The organism is Ferrimonas balearica DSM 9799, assembly GCF_000148645.1.
GTDB classification, from domain to species: Bacteria; Pseudomonadota; Gammaproteobacteria; order Enterobacterales; family Shewanellaceae; genus Ferrimonas; species Ferrimonas balearica.
The window spans coordinates 3,114,472-3,130,276 of sequence record NC_014541.1 but is presented as its reverse complement, the minus strand read 5'-3'; the positions used below and the strand labels follow the sequence as shown (position 1 = coordinate 3,130,276).

The following is a 15,805-nucleotide window of genomic DNA, read 5'->3' as shown; positions in this document are numbered from 1 at the left end:
CCATGTTGTCTATCGATACCGCCGCCCACCATGGCGACACGCAGGACCTGACCGCATTGAGCCCGGAGCAGACCGCGTTTGATATTCGCGACCTGAATCTGTACTACGACGGCAAGCCGGCGCTGGAGGGGATCTCCATGAAGATCCCGAAAAATCAGGTGACCGCCTTTATCGGCCCGTCCGGTTGCGGCAAGTCTACCCTGCTGCGCTGCCTGAATCGGATGAATGACCTGATCGACGGCTGCAAGGTGACCGGTGAGATCATGCTGAACAACAGCGACATCCATCATCGCAATGTGGATGTGGCGGCGCTGCGTCGTAACGTGGGCATGGTGTTTCAGCGCCCCAACCCGTTCCCCAAGTCGATCTACGAGAACGTGGTCTATGGCCTGCGCCTGCAGGGCATCAATGACCGGCGCCGGCTGGACGACGCGGTGGAGAAAGCACTGAAGGGCGCCGCGTTGTGGGACGAGGTGAAAGACCGCCTGAACGACAACGCCTTTGGCCTGTCCGGCGGTCAGCAACAACGTCTGGTGATCGCCCGGGCCATCGCCATTGAGCCGGAAGTGCTGCTGCTGGATGAGCCCACCTCGGCGCTGGATCCGATCTCAACCCTGACCATCGAGGAACTGATCACCGGCCTGAAACGGCGTTTCACCGTGGTGATCGTGACCCATAATATGCAGCAGGCGGCGCGGGTTTCTGATAACACCGCCTTTATGTATCTGGGCAAGCTGATTGAATACAGCGACACCAACACCCTGTTCACCACCCCGGCCAAGAAGCAGACCGAGGATTACATTACCGGCCGCTACGGCTGATGACGGAGTTTGTCATGGACAACATGAACCTGAGCAAGCACATCTCCGGCCAGTTCAATGCTGAACTGGAGGACGTTCGCAACCGCGTGATGGCCATGGGCGGCCTGGTGGAGGAGCAACTGACCAACGCCCTGTCCGTGCTGCAATCCGGCGACGACGAACTGGCCAAAAAGGTGGTGGCCCGGGATCGCAAGGTGAACACGCTGGAGGTCTCCATCGACGAGGAGTGCACCCGGATCATCGCCAAGCGGCAGCCGGCGGCATCGGACCTGCGCCTGGTGCTGGCGATCTCGAAAACCGTCTCAGACCTTGAGCGGATTGGTGACAGCGCAGAGCGCATCGCCCGCCTGGCCACCGAACACCACTCCAAGCGCCAGCGCGGCATGCTGGTGTCGATGGACGCCATGGGGCGCCACACCCTGAAGATGCTGCACGAAGTGCTCGACGCTTTTGCCCGTATGGACGTTGATGCTGCCTTGCGCATCCATAAAGAGGACGCCAAGGTCGATGCTGAGTACGAGGCGGTGGTGCGCCAGCTGATGACCTTTATGATGGAAGACCCGCGCTCCATCCCCAATGTGCTGGACGTGCTGTGGGCCGCCCGGGCGTTGGAGCGGGTCGGTGACCGTTGCCAGAACATCTGCGAATACATCATCTACTACGTCAAGGGGAAGGACGTACGCCACCTGGATATGAATCAGGTGGAAGACCTGCTGAAGTGATCCCCAAAGGAATCACGCAAAACGCCCGGCTTGATGCCGGGCGTTTTATTTTGGCCGGGTGTGGGAGAGGCGCTACTCCTCTTCCCCATCGTAGTGGTCGGTCACGATGGTCTGCTCCTCCATCGGCGGACGGACATAGCCGCGGCTGTCCAGCGCGGGCAGGACAATCTCGGGGTATTCGATCTTCTCGTAGGGGATCTGGCTCAGCAGGTGGCGGATGCAGTTAAGCCGGGCTTTGCGCTTATCGTCTGAATCGATCACAAACCAGGGCGCATGACGGGTATCGGTATGGGCAAACATCCGGTCTTTGGCCTGGGAGTAGAGTTGCCAGCGGCTGCGGGACTCCAGATCCATCGGGCTGAACTTCCAGCGCTTGACCGGATCATTGAGGCGCTCCAGAAAACGCGCCTCCTGAACCTGGTCCGACACCGAGAACCAGTACTTAATCAGGGTGATGCCGGAGCGGATCAGCATCCGCTCAAACTCCGGGCAGGCGCGCAGGAAGTCGTTGTACTCCGTTTCGGTACAGAATCCCATGACGTGCTCCACCCCGGCCCGGTTGTACCAGCTGCGGTCAAACAGCACCATCTCGCCCGCAGCGGGGAGGTGGGCAACGTAGCGCTGGAAGTACCACTGGGTTTTCTCCCGGTCGGAGGGGGCGGGCAGGGCGGCAATGCGGCATACCCGAGGATTCAGCTTCTCGGTGATGCGCTTGATGGTGCCCCCTTTACCGGCCGCATCCCGGCCCTCAAAGATCACCACCACCTTCAGTCCCTCCTGCTTGATCCACTCCTGCAGGGCGACCAGTTCCACCTGAAGCCGCTTAAGCTCCGCTTCGTAGTGCGCTTTTTTCATGGAACCTCCTGATTAGCACGCCCTGCCACTGTAACCAAATCACTGGTTGTTAAAAAGAAATCAGTAAGTTTGTGGGGGTATTTGTCGGATTTGGCTGATAAGATTGTGACCAATTGGAACAATGTGTGACGAGTTCGTCGGGGGATAAGGATGAGAAGGATTCAGGTCGCCGTAGGCATGATCGGGTTGCTGCTGGCTGGCTGTGGCAAGGTGGCGAATCAGCCGGACCTGCCACCACCCAGTGTGCAGGTAAAAGCCGTGATGCTGGAGCAGGTGCGCCCCTCGGCGGAGTTTGTCGGCCGAACTCAGGCCTTTGAGGACGTTCATATTCAGGCTCAGGTCTCCGGCCAGCTGGTTCAGCGGCATTTTACCGAAGGGGATAAAGTGGCGAAGGGCGACCTGCTGTTCTCCCTCGACCCGGAGCCGTTCCAGGCCGAGGTTAACCAGGCCAATGCGGTGCTGGCCCAGGCCGAGGCAGCGCGTGATGTGGCGGTGATTAACTGGGAGCGGGGCAAGCGTCTGCACCCGGAAGGGGTGATCTCCGATACCGATATGGATGAGCTGACCAGCCGTAAGCTGCAGGCGGAAGCTCAGGTCGTGCAGGCCACTGCGGCGCTGGATGCCGCTGCGCTGCAACTGAATTACGCCCAGGTGCGCGCCCCCATCGATGGCCGCATCTCCAACGCCTTTGTCTCCACCGGTGACCTGATCACGCCACAAACCCAGCTGGCCACCCTGGTGCAGAGCGATCCCTTCTGGGTGACCTTCCAGGCCTCTGAGCGCGAGATGGCTTCAGCCCGAACTCTCATTCGTGAGAACCCTGAAGAGTCGCTCCGCCTCAGTGATCTGGAAGTGGGCATGCGGATGCCCGACGGTGAAATGTTTGAGCAAACCGGTTTTATCGACTTTGTCGACAATCGGGTGGATGCCGCCACCGGTACAGTAAACATGCGCGCCAAGTTCCAGAACCCCGATGGCTGGGTACTGCCGGGCATGTACGTCACGCTGGTGATTCAGCCGCAACAAACCGCGCCCCGCTTGCTGGTGCCCCAGGCCTCAGTGCAGGAGGACCAGCAGGGCCGCTACGTGATGGTGTTGAACGACGATAACACCGTCCAAAAGCGGATGGTCACTCTGGGCCAGCGCTATGGCATTCAGTGGGCCGTGCTGGAGGGCCTGGAAGAGGGTGAGCAGATCGTGGTGGAAGGGCTGCAGAAGATCCGTCCTGGTGCCGTGGTCAAACCGGTGGTGCAGGAGGTACAGCCCTTCAGTCAGGGCGCGCAGCGCTAAGCCGGGAGACTTACCATGATTAGCCAGTTTTTTGTCTCCAGGCCCAAGTTCGCCTTTGTTATCTCCATCGTATTGTCGCTGGCGGGCCTGCTGGCCATTCCGGCTCTGCCGGTGGCCGAATTCCCGGATGTGTCGCCGCCACAGATCTCCGTCAGTACCAGCTACCCCGGTGCCAGTGCCGATGTGGTGAAGGACACCATTGGCCAGGTCATCGAGAGTGAGGTCAACGGGGTGGAGGGCATGATCTACATGGAGTCGAAGTCCTCCAACGACGGCTCCTACTCGCTGACCGTGACCTTTGAGGTGGGCACCGACGCCGATATGGCTCAGGTGAACGTGCAAAACCGGGTGCAACAGGCGCAGCCGCGCTTGCCCGCTGAGGTGACCCAGCAGGGGGTGAAGGTTAAGAAGAAAAGCCCCAACTTCCTGATGATCGCCAACCTCTACTCACCGGAAGGCACCTTTGACGGGCTTTACCTGACCAACTATGCCGGTCTGAACATCAAGGACACCCTGGCCCGGGTCAGCGGCGTCTCTGAGGTGCAGATCATCGGTGGCATGGATTACGCCATGCGGATCTGGCTCGACCCCAATGCCATGGCGGCGCTGGCGGTGACCAGCGCCGATGTGATTGCGGCGCTGCGTGAGCAGAACATCCAGGTGGCGGCGGGGCGGATTGGTGCCGCGCCGGTGGATCCCAACCAGCAGTTCCAGTACAGCCTCCAGGCCCAGGGCCGACTGTCCCATCCGGAAGAGTTCGCCAGCGTGATCATCCGCTCCAATCCGGACGGCTCCCGCATTGTCGTGGGTGACGTGGCCCGGGTGGAGCTGGGCAGCCAGTTCTACGATGCCCAGGGTAAGCTGGATAACGCGCCGAGCGCCATTATCGCGGTGTACCAGAGCCCCGATGCCAACGCGCTGGAGGTGGCCAAGGGGATCCGTGCCGAGATGACGCGCCTGTCCCAGGGCTTCTCCGACGACATGGCCTACGACATCCTTTATGACACCACCGAGTTCGTCGAGGTGTCGATTCAGGAGGTGGTGGAAACCCTGTTTATCTCCGTCGGCCTGGTGGTGCTGGTGGTGTACATCTTCCTGCAGGATTTCCGCTCCACGCTGGTGCCTGCCATCGCCATTCCGGTCTCCCTGATCGGCACCTTCCTGTTCCTGCTGATATTCGGCATGACCATCAACACGGTGTCGCTGTTTGCCTTGATTCTCGCCATCGGCATCGTGGTGGATGACGCCATCGTAGTGGTGGAGAACGTCACCCGCCTGATGGAAGAGAAGGGGATGGACCCGCGCACCGCCACCATCGAAGCGATGAAAGAGGTGACTGGCCCCATCGTCGCCACCTCGCTGGTGCTGTTGGCGGTGTTTGCGCCCACGGCGGTGATGCCGGGGATTACCGGCCAGATGTACGCCCAGTTCTCCGTCACCATCTGCGTCTCGGTACTGATCTCCTCCATTAACGCCCTGACCCTGTCGCCGGCGCTGTGTGCTTCGCTGCTGAAGCCGCCGCAACAGCATGAGCGGGGCTTCCATGCCGCCTTTAACCGCCAGTTTGACCGTCTGACCAGCAACTACAGCACGCTGGTGGCGGGGCTTATCCGCAAATCGGCTCTGGTGATGGTGGCGTTTGTCATCGCGATTGGGGCGACCGGCTATCTGGGCACCTCACTGCCCAGTGGCTTTGTCCCGGCGGAAGACAAGAAGAGCTTTATGGTGGACCTGCAACTGCCGGACGGCGCCTCGCTGAACCGGACCGAAGAGGTGATGAAAGATCTGGTCGATCTCACCCTGCAGCAGCCCGGTGTCTCCAACGTGATTCACGCGTCCGGGTTCTCGGTACTCACCGGCTCAGTGGCGTCCAATGGCGGCCTGCTGATTGTGGTGCTGGATACCTGGGAGGAGCGCACCGCGCCGGAGTTGTCCGACAAGGTGATTCTGCAAACGCTGCAGGCTAAATACGCCGCGGATCCCCGGGTTAACGCCATGGCCTTTGCCCTGCCGCCGCTGCCCGGTGTGGGTAACGTCGGGGGGTTTGAGTTTGTGTTGCAGGACACCATGGGCCGCAGTGCGGCGGAGTTGGCGTCGGTGATGCGGGGGCTGATCATTGAAGCCAACCACGAACCGGCCATCGCCATGGCGTTCTCCAACTTCCGGGCTGATGTTCCGCAGATGTACGTGGACGTCGACCGTCAGAAAGCCAAGGCGTTGGGGATCCCGCTGACGGAAGTGTTCTCGACCCTGCAAACCATGTTGGGCGGGGCGTACGTCAACGACTTTAACCGCTTTGGCAAAACCTTCCGGGTGATGGCGCAGGCCGAGATGGATTTCCGCAACTCGGAACAGGACATCAGCAACTTCTACGTCCGTACCGCCACCGGTGAGATGGTGCCGCTGTCCACACTGGTCAGCGTCACGCCGACACTGGGGCCGGAAGTGGTCTCCCGATACAACCTGTACGGGTCGGTCACCATCAACGGCATCCCGGCGCCGGGATTCAGCTCCGGTGAAGCGATTGCGGCGATGCAGCGGGTGGCTGATCGGGTACTGCCCTCCGGCTACCAGTACGAATGGACGGGCCAGACCTACCAGGAGATCCAGGCGGGCAACCTGGCGCCCTTTATCTTCTCGCTGGCGTTGGTCTTCACCTACCTGTTCCTGGTGGCTCAGTACGAAAGCTGGACCATTCCGCTGGCGGTGATGCTGTCGGTGCCGGTGGCGGTGTTGGGGGCCTTCCTCAATGTGTTGATCGCTCAGGCCGACGTGAACCTCTACACCCAGATTGGTCTGGTGCTGTTGATCGGTATGGCATCGAAGAACGCCATCCTGATTGTGGAGTTCGCCAAGCAGCAGCGTGAAGCCGGGCACAGCATCGTCGATGCGGGTCAGGAGGCGGCACGGATGCGCTTCCGGGCAGTACTGATGACCGCTTTCTCCTTTATTCTCGGTGTGCTGCCGCTGGTTCTGGCCAGCGGGGCCGGGGCGGCGAGTCGCCACTCACTGGGTTACGCGGTGTTTGGCGGCATGATTGCGGCGGGCATCGTGGGCACTCTGCTGGTTCCGGTGTTCTATGTCGTGTTGCAGCGGATGCGGGAGCGCTTTAAAGGCGAAGCCAGCGCCTAATCGTCATTTTTGACAGCAAAGGGCCCGCTCAAGCGGGCCCTTTTTTGTGCTTGTCTGGTGAGAATCCACTGTGGCAGGGGGAGCCCTTCGGGAGGGCGTTGGCGTCCTGCGCTGCACCGAATTGGTCAGACCCTCTATCCTTGCAAACCCTTGCCTGGTGCGGCTTTGCCGGATCCGATTGACGTATTTCATTTCCAATCGTTGCCAGCCTGTTGTGGCGGTAATCCCTCAGTCTCGCCAAGGGTATGTTTACGTTAACGTAACAATTAAACGTGCGTTTGAACCAGAGGTTAAAAAAGAATCACCGCAAAGGCCCGTCAAATGCGGGGTTTAGGGCTAACGTTAAGGTCAGGGATAAACGTAGATGCGAGCAGCTTAAGCAAAAAGTTTTCTGAGCCAACGCGGTGGTTTGTCAACAAATGGTTACGGCGGGAAAATAAGGTACGTAATAAAACTACATTTGGCGGTTTCTTTTTCGCCAGGCCCCAAAAGCAGTGAAACGGCCGTTTAAAGTTAATGCTCCAATCTTGCTTGTGCTCAGTAAAGCCCATGAAATAGGGACTTAACGCAACTTTATTAAATTATTGTGATTTCTGTCTTGATTTTTCATGCACCATAAAGCAGCTTAAATTTCACTCTTGAGCACCAGGACGGTGCAGAATCCACCAAAGTCCAATGGACGCAAACGTGGTTCTAAACTTTCATTTGAAAATTCCAGTGTGGAGGGGCGAATGAGTCAGGCAGTCATTGAGTCGAAAGACCGCATTATTAAGCGTGGCCAGTTCGTGGCCGGCGAAGATCAGGTGCTGAGCGCCGAGGCGCTGGGGTTTCTGGCCGAGCTGGCCGAGCGCTTTGCCGCGCCAAGACAAACCCTGCTGCAGGCCCGCCTGCAAAAGCAGGCCGAGATTGATGCCGGCAAACTGCCGGACTTTCTGCCGGAAACCCGCAATGTGCGGGAAGGCAACTGGCAGATCCTGGGCATTCCGGCAGACCTGCAGGACCGCCGGGTCGAGATCACCGGTCCAGTGGACCGCAAGATGGTGATCAATGCCCTGAATGCCGACGTCAAAGTGTTTATGGCGGACTTTGAGGACTCACTGGCGCCCAGCTGGGAGAAGGTGGTCCAGGGTCAGCAGAACCTGAAAGACGCGGTGGATGGCACCATCGAATACACCAATCCGGCCAATGGCAAAGAGTATCGACTCAACCCCGACCCGGCCGTGTTGATCGCCCGGGTACGTGGGCTGCACCTGGATGAAGCCCACCTGACCTATCAGGGGGAGCCGCTGCCCGGCGCTCTGGTGGATTTCGCCCTCTACTTCTACCACAACTATCGCGCCTTGCTGGCGAAGGGTTCTGGTCCCTACTTCTACATTCCCAAGCTGCAAAGTCACCTTGAGGCGCGTTGGTGGGCCGAAGTGTTCGCTTACACCGAAGAGCGTTTCTGCCTGACTCCCGGCACCATCAAGGCCACCTGCCTGATCGAAACCCTGCCGGCGGTGTTTGAGATGGATGAGATCCTCTACGAGCTGCGTAACAACATCGTGGGGCTGAACTGCGGACGCTGGGACTACATCTTCAGCTACATCAAGACCTTGAAGAACTACCCGGATCGGGTGCTGCCGGATCGTCAGGTGGTCACCATGGATAAGCCGTTCCTGTCCGCCTACTCCCGACTGCTGATTAAGACCTGTCACAAGCGTGGTGCGCTGGCGATGGGCGGCATGGCGGCCTTTATTCCTGCCAAAGACCCGGAGCGTCAGGCACAGGTGCTGGCCAAAGTGCAGCAGGACAAGGAGCTGGAAGCCCGTAACGGTCACGACGGCACCTGGATCGCCCACCCCGGCCTGGCGGACACCGCCATGGCGGTGATGAACGAGTACATCGGCGACCGCCCCAACCAGCTTCAGGTATCCCGTGATGTGGATGCCCCCATCACCGCTGAGGATTTGCTGGCACCCTGTGAGGGCCAGGCCACCGAAGCGGGCATGCGCGCCAACATTCGCATCGCCGTGCAGTACATCGAAGCCTGGATCTCCGGCAATGGCTGCGTTCCGATTTATGGCCTGATGGAGGACGCCGCCACGGCGGAGATCTCCCGGGCTTCCATCTGGCAATGGATTAAGCACGGCACCCATCTGGACAATGGCCAGCTGGTGACCGCCGATCTGTTCCGCACCCTGCTCAAGGAGGAGCTCAGCGTGGTTCGTGAGGAGCTGGGGGCAGAGCGCTTTGACGGCGGACGGTTTGATGAAGCCGCCACCATCTTCGAGCGCCTGACCTGTGCCGATCAATTGACCGATTTCCTGACCCTGCCCGGGTACCAGATCCTGACCCAATCCACCCTTGCTCATGGACAAGCACTGTAAAGGAGTCCCACACCATGGCCACTTACCAAAACGACATTGATACCGCCAACAGCTTGATTGAAACCCAGGGGCAAACGTGGGGGGTAAACGCCGAGAACGTCGCGCGCATGAAGGCGCAGAACCGTTTCAAAACCGGCCTTGATATTGCCCGTTACACCGCTGCGATCATGCGCCAGGATATGGCCGCCTATGACGCTGACCCGACTCAGTACACCCAGTCCCTGGGCTGCTGGCACGGCTTTATCGGTCAGCAGAAGCTGATCGCCATCAAGAAGCATCTGGAAAGCACCAAGGGTCGCTACCTGTACCTGTCCGGCTGGATGGTGGCGGCGCTGCGCAGTGAGTTCGGCCCGCTGCCGGACCAGTCCATGCATGAGAAGACCTCTGTGGCCGCGCTGATTGAAGAGCTGTACACCTTCCTGCGCCAGGCGGACGCTCGCGAGCTGGGCGGTTACTTCCGTGCGCTGGATGCGGCCCGTGAGGCTGGCGATAAGGCCAAAGAAGCCGAAGTGCAGGCGCAGATCGACAACTTCCAGACCCACGTGGTGCCGATCATTGCCGACATCGATGCCGGTTTTGGTAACGAAGAGGCCACCTACCTGTTGGCCAAGAAGATGATTGAAGCCGGCGCCTGCTGCATCCAGATCGAAAACCAGGTGTCCGACGAGAAGCAGTGTGGTCACCAGGACGGTAAGGTCACCGTGCCCCACGCCGACTTCCTCGCCAAGATCCGCGCCGTTCGCTACGCCTTCCTGGAGCTGGGGGTGGATGACGGTGTTATCGTTGCCCGTACCGACTCCCTGGGTGCCGGCCTGACCAAGCAGATTGCGGTCACCAACGAGCCGGGCGATCTGGGCGACCAGTACAACAGCTACCTCGACGGTGAGTACGTCGAGAGCGCTGACGACATCGCCAACGGTGATGTGGTGGTGAAGGCCAACGGCAAACTGCTGAAGCCTTCCCGTCTGGCCAGTGGCCTGTTCCAGTTCCGCAAAGGTTCCGGTGAAGACCGGGTGGTGCTGGACTGCATCACCTCTTTGCAGCACGGCGCTGACCTGCTGTGGATTGAAACCGAGAAGCCGCACGTTGGCCAGATTGCCGGGATGGTTAATCGCATCCGCGAGGTGATCCCCAATGCAAAGCTGGTTTACAACAACAGCCCCTCCTTCAACTGGACCCTGAACTTCCGTCAGCAGGTGTTCGATGCCTGGGAAGCGGCCGGCCGCGACCTGTCCGCTTACGACCGCACCAACCTGATGAGTGCCCAGTACGATGACACTGAACTGGCGGTGGAAGCCGATGACAAGATCCGCTCCTTCCAGGCCGATGCGGCGCGCGAAGCTGGCATCTTCCACCACCTGATTACCCTGCCGACCTACCACACCGCGGCACTGTCCACCGACAACCTGGCCAAAGGCTACTTCGGTGACCAAGGCATGCTGGCTTACGTGTCCGGGGTACAGCGTAAGGAGATCCGTCAGGGTATCGCCTGCGTGAGACACCAGAACATGGCCGGTTCCGACATGGGTGATGATCACAAGGAGTACTTCTCCGGTGACGCGGCGCTGAAAGCAGCCGGTAAAGACAACACCATGAACCAGTTCTAACGGTTCCCTTCGAGTTCCCACGTTGCTTGTGCTTTGGGAGGGCTTTGGCCCTCCCCTTTTTTTTGGTTCATCGCATATTTCCGTGGGAACCTTGGCTCCGAGCCCGTTTCCACCTACCGAGCCATTGCCGGGATGCCCCGGCGGGCACCAGAAGGGCGTTGCCCGGCTGCGCGCCCCGCTCTTGACACCCCTGCCTCCGGCGCGGCGAAAGCCCTTCGCTCCCATTCCTTCCCGTTCAGCACTGGCCAGACTCGCATCCCTGCTCGACTGGCACTCGGGCCATCCCTGGCCCTCGGCTTCACTCCCAGTCGTTCCCGCTCAGCGCCGCGAGTCGGCCTTTGGTGGACGGCTGAGCCGTGATAGCTGGGTGCTCATTCTTATTCGGAAACAGCATCAATCCCTCAAGGTGAGCAGAGACCATGAAAAGGTATTTTGTTGGAGAAATCGCTTCTGCCTTCTTTCCTGCTAATCCGCGAAGAACCTTTTTTTTGCTTTTTCACCGGTATGTTGCGATGGCGCTGAGGTGGCGTGGCCGCCTTGGTGGGGATTGTTGCCGGTGTCGCTGGCTGAGGGTGGATGCAAGCGATCGGTGAGGGGACTGTTGCGCCTGGGTTGGGCTTTGCAAGGGGATGTGTCGGAATTGCGTTTTCTGCATATTTGGATACAAGTCGGCGAAATTACACCGATTTTTCGGTTTTTCCGTTGAGCTGCCGTTCAGCCACGCCTTTTACAGTGGGTTTCTTTTTGTCCGCCTTTTGATAGGGACCCACCATGAAGTTTGTCTCCAAGCGGTGCCTTGCGCTGCTGCTGCCCTTTGGTCTGCTCGGTTGTGAGCAGGCGTCGACCCCGACCGCCCTGCCGCCGCCGTCCGTGCAGGTGACGGCAGCGACGATGCAGGACTACCAGCCAGTGCGCCTGTTCTCCGGCCGCATCGAAGCGATTGAAGACATCCGCATCAGCGCTCAGGTGTCCGGCTACCTGACCCAAAGGCTGGTCAGCGATGGTCAGCGGGTAACGGCGGGCACGCCGCTGTTTGAGATTGACCCGCGCCCCTATCGCGCAGCGCTGAGTGCCGCCAAGGCCACCCTGGCGGAAGCCCTCGCTTCCCGGGACATCGCCCAGGTCAACCTGACCCGTAACAAAGAGCTGTTGGGTCGCGGCAGTGTCAGCGAATCCGATATCGATAACCTCAGCGCCAGTCTGGCGATGGCGGAGGCACGGGTTCTGCAGGCACAAGCGGCCCTGGAAAAAGCGGAACTGGACCTGTCCCACACCACCATCGTGGCCCCCATTGATGGCCAGGTTGGGGCCGCTATGGCTGCGGTGGGTGATCTGGTCGGCTCCCAGAGTGGGCCGCTGATGACCCTGGTGCAGCAGGACCCGATCCGCACCAGCTTCCGCATCTCCGAACGGGAGCGCCTGGCGATGGTGGTGAATGGGCTGATGGACGACGATACCGTTGAGGTCAGCCTTAACCTGGGACAGGGCAAGAACTATCAGCAGCCCGGCACCATCAGCTTCTTCGATAACCGCATCGACCTGGCCACCGGCACCCTGGCGTTGCACGCGGACTTTGCCAACCCCGAAGGGGTCCTGCTGCCGGGGCAGTTTGTTCAGGTTCAGGTGCGGCCCCAGCAGGCCCTGAATGGCGTGGTGATCCCCAACCGGGCGGTGCAGAACGATCAGCAGGGCAGCTTTGTGATGGTGGTGGCCGCAGACAACACGGTTGAGCGTCGTGCCATCGAACCGGGCAGTCGCCTGGGTCAGGAGATTGTGGTGCTTGAGGGGCTGGAATCCGGCGAGCGGGTGGTCACGTCTGGCCTGCACCGTGTGCGCAGTGGCGGCCAGGTCAGCATCGTGGGTGATGACGTATGATTTCACGCTTTTTCATTAACCGGCCCAAGTTCGCCATCGTCATCGCCCTGGTGATGGTGCTGGTGGGCCTGATCGCCATGCGCACCATGCCGGTCAACGAATTCCCCCGCATTACGCCACCGGTGGTGCAGGTGTCTGCCATGTACCCGGGTTCCAACGCCGAGGTGGTGGAACAAACCCTGGCCCAGCCCATTGAGGAAGCGGTAAACGGTGTGGAGAACATGCTCTACATGCGCTCCCGCTCCGCCAACGATGGCGGCTACTTCCTGGAGGTGACCTTTGACATCGGCACCGACCCGGATATGGCCACGGTACTGGTGCAGAACCGGGTGAACGAGGCCACGCCACGGCTGCCTGCGGATGTGCGGGAGCGGGGCATTAAGGTCTCGAAGAAATCGCCGGACCTGCTGATGGCGATGACGGTGTACTCCCCCAACGAGACCCATGACGACATCTTCCTGACCAACTACGTGGCGCTCAACCTGGAGGAGCAGCTTAAGCGCATCCCCGGCATCTCGGATGTGTCCCTGTTGGGTGGGGCCCGCTACTCGATGCGGGTCTGGCTCGACCCTGAGCGCCTGGCCCAGTACGGGCTGACCACCACTGACGTGTACGGCGCGCTGGCGGAGCAGAACGTGGTGATGCCGGCGGGCCGTATCGGCGGGGCGCCGGATCTGGACCAGCCCGCCATGACCATTCCGCTGGTTACCCAGGGCCGGCTCAAGACCGTTGACGAGTTTGAGCATGTGGTGGTGCGCGCCGAATCTGACGGCAGCACGCTCTACCTCAAGGACGTGGCTCAGGTCGACCTCGGCAAGGAGATGTACGACTTCGAGGCCACCCGAAACGGCCAACTGGCGGCCATGCTCAGCCTGTCGCTGCAGCCGGACGCCAATGCGCTGGAAACCGGCCAACAGGTGAAAGCGTTCCTGGCCTCGGCAGCGGAGCAGTTCCCTGAGGATATGGCCTACGACATCGTCTACGACACCACGGTGTTTGTGGAGGAGTCGATCGCCTCCGTATTGGAAACCTTGATTCAGGCGGTGCTGCTGGTGGTGGCGGTCACCTATCTGTTCCTTGGCTCCATGCGCGCTACCGCCGTGCCGCTGGTGGCGATCCCGGTGTCCTTGATCGGCACCTTCGCCTTTATGCTCTCGATGGGCTTTACCATCAACACCGTGACCCTGTTTGGCCTGATCCTGGCCATCGGTATCGTGGTGGATGACGCCATCCTGGTGATCGAGAACGTTGAGCGCAATATGCGCGAAAACCCCACCATCAGCGGGGCCGAGGCCACCATCATCGCCATGAAGGAGGTGACCGGACCCATCATCACCTCGACCCTGGTGCTGCTGGCGGTGTTTATTCCGGTATCCCTGCTGCCGGGCATTACCGGCGAGATGTACGCGCAGTTCGCGGTAACCATCGTGATCTCCGTGGTGCTGTCCAGTGTCAACGCCCTGACCCTGTCTCCGGCGCTCTGTGCCATGTTGCTGAAGCCCGGCCAAAGCGGTCCCCGCTGGTATCAGGCCTTTAACCGTGGCTTTGAGCGACTGACCGAACGCTACGGGCGGGTGGCGGCCACCCTGGTGCGCAAATCCGGCCTGCTGCTGGGGCTGTTTGCCGCCGCACTGGCGCTGCTGGCCCTGATCACCCCCTCCATTCCCACTGGATTCGTGCCGGAGGAGGATAAGGGGATGATGCTGGTGAACGTGCAGTTGCCGGATGGGGCGTCACTGCGCCGTACCATGGAGGTGTCCGATGACATCGAAGCGGTGCTGATGAGCTACCCGGAAGTGGACGCGGTGGGGGCAGCGCGGGGCTTTGGCCTGCTCTCCTTCTCCCTGCAGTCCAACACCTCCACCTTCTTCGTGCGCCTGTACGACTGGGCAGACCGGGACGCGGGCCTGAGTGAGATCACCCATCGCCTGAATGTCTGGGCCGCCACCCAGTACCACGATGCCCAGGTGATGGCGTTTGGTATGCCTGCCATTCCCGGCATCGGTGCCTCCAACGGCTTCGAATTTATGCTGGAGGATACCCGCGGGCGCCCCCGGGAGGAGCTGGCGGCGGTGATGGATGACTTTATCCGCGCGGCCAACCAACAGCCGGAACTGACCCGGGTATTCAGCTTCTTCCGTGCCAATGTGCCGCACTACTACGTGGACGTGGATTACCTGAAGGCGCGTCAGTTGGGGATCCCGATCACCGAAATCTTCTCCACCCTGCAGACTAACCTCGGCGCGATGCGGGTGAACGACGTCACCCTGTATGGCAAAACCTACCGGGTCAACATGCAGGCCCAGGCCGAGTTCCGGCGGGACACCGAGGATTTGGGGCGCTTCCATGTGCGCAGTGCCGGTGGTGAGATGATTCCGCTCTCCACGCTGGTCACCCTGTCGCCGACCCTGGCGCCGGACGTGGCCTGGCGCTACAACCTCTACAACGCGGCCACCATCAGCGGCCAGGCGGCACCGGGCTACGCCTCTGGTGAGGCATTGGCGGCGATGGAACGGCTGGCGGCGCAGATGCTGCCGGACGGCTACACCTTCGAATGGACCGGCATGGCGTTCCAGGAGAAGGCGGCGGGTGACCTGGCGATCTACGCCTTTGCCCTGGCGCTGCTGTTTATCTACCTGTTTATGGTGGCGCAGTACGAGTCCTGGACCATGCCTACGGCGATCATCCTGGTGGTGCCGATGGCGGTACTGGGCGCGCTGATGGCGCTCAAGGCGATGGCGCTGCCACTCAACCTCTATGCCCAGATGGGATTGGTGTTGTTGATTGCGCTGGCGGCCAAGAACGCCATCCTGATTGTGGAGTTTGCCCGCCTCAAGCGGGAGGAGGAGGGGCGCAGCATCGACGACGCTGCGGTGGAGGCCGGTAAGCTGCGTTTCCGCGCCGTGAACATGACCTCCTGGTCCTTTATCTGCGGCATGATCCCGATGGTACTGGCCTCCGGGGCGGGAGAGATATCCCAGTGGTCACTGGGTTGGACGTTGCTGGGGGGCCTGACCTGTGTGCTGATTGTCGGCACCTGCTTTATCCCCGGCTTCTTTGCCCTGTTCCAGCGTCTGCGAGAGCGGACAGCGGCGAACCGGGCCCAGCCACACACCCCGGTCAGTGAAGCCTGA

9 protein-coding genes are annotated in these 15,805 nt (G+C 60.6%); 8 read left to right on the top strand and 1 reads right to left on the bottom strand.

The window, feature by feature from the left end; all coding sequences use genetic code 11:
• Positions 1-2: 2 nt before the first annotated feature.
• Together pstB and phoU are read left to right on the top strand one after the other, a co-directional pair.
• Positions 3-821, top strand: coding sequence for a phosphate ABC transporter ATP-binding protein PstB (gene pstB, locus FBAL_RS14300; RefSeq protein WP_013346298.1), 819 nt, complete (start codon positions 3-5; stop codon positions 819-821).
• A 14-nt stretch (positions 822-835) separates the two neighbouring features.
• Positions 836-1,543, top strand: a complete 708-nt coding sequence (gene phoU / locus FBAL_RS14295; protein WP_013346297.1) for a phosphate signaling complex protein PhoU — start codon at positions 836-838, stop codon at positions 1,541-1,543.
• Positions 1,544-1,615: 72 nt separating this feature from the next.
• On the opposite strand, the gene ppk2 is transcribed toward phoU, so the two are convergent.
• Positions 1,616-2,398 carry a polyphosphate kinase 2 gene (gene ppk2 / locus FBAL_RS14290; protein WP_013346296.1) on the bottom strand — a complete coding sequence of 261 codons (783 nt, stop codon included), beginning with the start codon at positions 2,396-2,398 and terminating at the stop codon, positions 1,616-1,618.
• Positions 2,399-2,548: 150 nt separating this feature from the next.
• Here ppk2 and FBAL_RS14285 point away from each other — a divergent pair, with 150 nt between their 5' ends.
• The 6 genes from FBAL_RS14285 (at position 2,549) to FBAL_RS14260 (ending at position 15,805) form a co-directional block, all read left to right on the top strand.
• A complete protein-coding gene (locus tag FBAL_RS14285) occupies positions 2,549-3,688 on the top strand; it encodes an efflux RND transporter periplasmic adaptor subunit (protein ID WP_013346295.1) in 1,140 nt (379 codons plus the stop codon).
• Between the two features lie 15 nt (positions 3,689-3,703).
• On the top strand, positions 3,704-6,820 hold the full coding sequence (locus FBAL_RS14280) for an efflux RND transporter permease subunit (RefSeq protein WP_013346294.1): 3,117 nt from the start codon (positions 3,704-3,706) through the stop codon (positions 6,818-6,820).
• 731 nt (positions 6,821-7,551) lie between these two features.
• Entirely contained in the window at positions 7,552-9,189 is a 1,638-nt protein-coding gene (aceB, locus tag FBAL_RS14275) for a malate synthase A (RefSeq protein ID WP_013346293.1), read from the top strand.
• Between the two features lie 14 nt (positions 9,190-9,203).
• A complete protein-coding gene (locus FBAL_RS14270) occupies positions 9,204-10,796 on the top strand; it encodes an isocitrate lyase (protein ID WP_013346292.1) in 1,593 nt (530 codons plus the stop codon).
• Positions 10,797-11,567: 771 nt separating this feature from the next.
• Positions 11,568-12,671: an efflux RND transporter periplasmic adaptor subunit gene (locus FBAL_RS14265; protein ID WP_013346290.1), complete on the top strand. Its 1,104-nt coding sequence runs from the start codon at positions 11,568-11,570 to the stop codon at positions 12,669-12,671.
• Positions 12,668-15,805, top strand: coding sequence for an efflux RND transporter permease subunit (locus FBAL_RS14260; protein WP_013346289.1), 3,138 nt, complete (start codon positions 12,668-12,670; stop codon positions 15,803-15,805). The genes FBAL_RS14265 and FBAL_RS14260 overlap by 4 nt, the downstream gene beginning before the upstream one ends.

Excerpts from the sequence above, each read along its gene's own strand:
- FBAL_RS14265 (WP_013346290.1), top strand. The coding sequence starts at position 11,568 with ATGAAGTTTGTCTCCAAGCGGTGCCTTGCGCTGCTGCTGCCCTTTGGT.
- pstB (WP_013346298.1), top strand. The coding sequence starts at position 3 with ATGTTGTCTATCGATACCGCCGCCCACCATGGCGACACGCAGGACCTG.
- FBAL_RS14285 (WP_013346295.1), top strand. The coding sequence starts at position 2,549 with ATGAGAAGGATTCAGGTCGCCGTAGGCATGATCGGGTTGCTGCTGGCT.
- phoU (WP_013346297.1), top strand. The coding sequence starts at position 836 with ATGGACAACATGAACCTGAGCAAGCACATCTCCGGCCAGTTCAATGCT.
- FBAL_RS14280 (WP_013346294.1), top strand. The coding sequence starts at position 3,704 with ATGATTAGCCAGTTTTTTGTCTCCAGGCCCAAGTTCGCCTTTGTTATC.
- ppk2 (WP_013346296.1), bottom strand. The coding sequence starts at position 2,398 with ATGAAAAAAGCGCACTACGAAGCGGAGCTTAAGCGGCTTCAGGTGGAA.
- FBAL_RS14270 (WP_013346292.1), top strand. The coding sequence starts at position 9,204 with ATGGCCACTTACCAAAACGACATTGATACCGCCAACAGCTTGATTGAA.
- aceB (WP_013346293.1), top strand. The coding sequence starts at position 7,552 with ATGAGTCAGGCAGTCATTGAGTCGAAAGACCGCATTATTAAGCGTGGC.
- FBAL_RS14260 (WP_013346289.1), top strand. The coding sequence starts at position 12,668 with ATGATTTCACGCTTTTTCATTAACCGGCCCAAGTTCGCCATCGTCATC.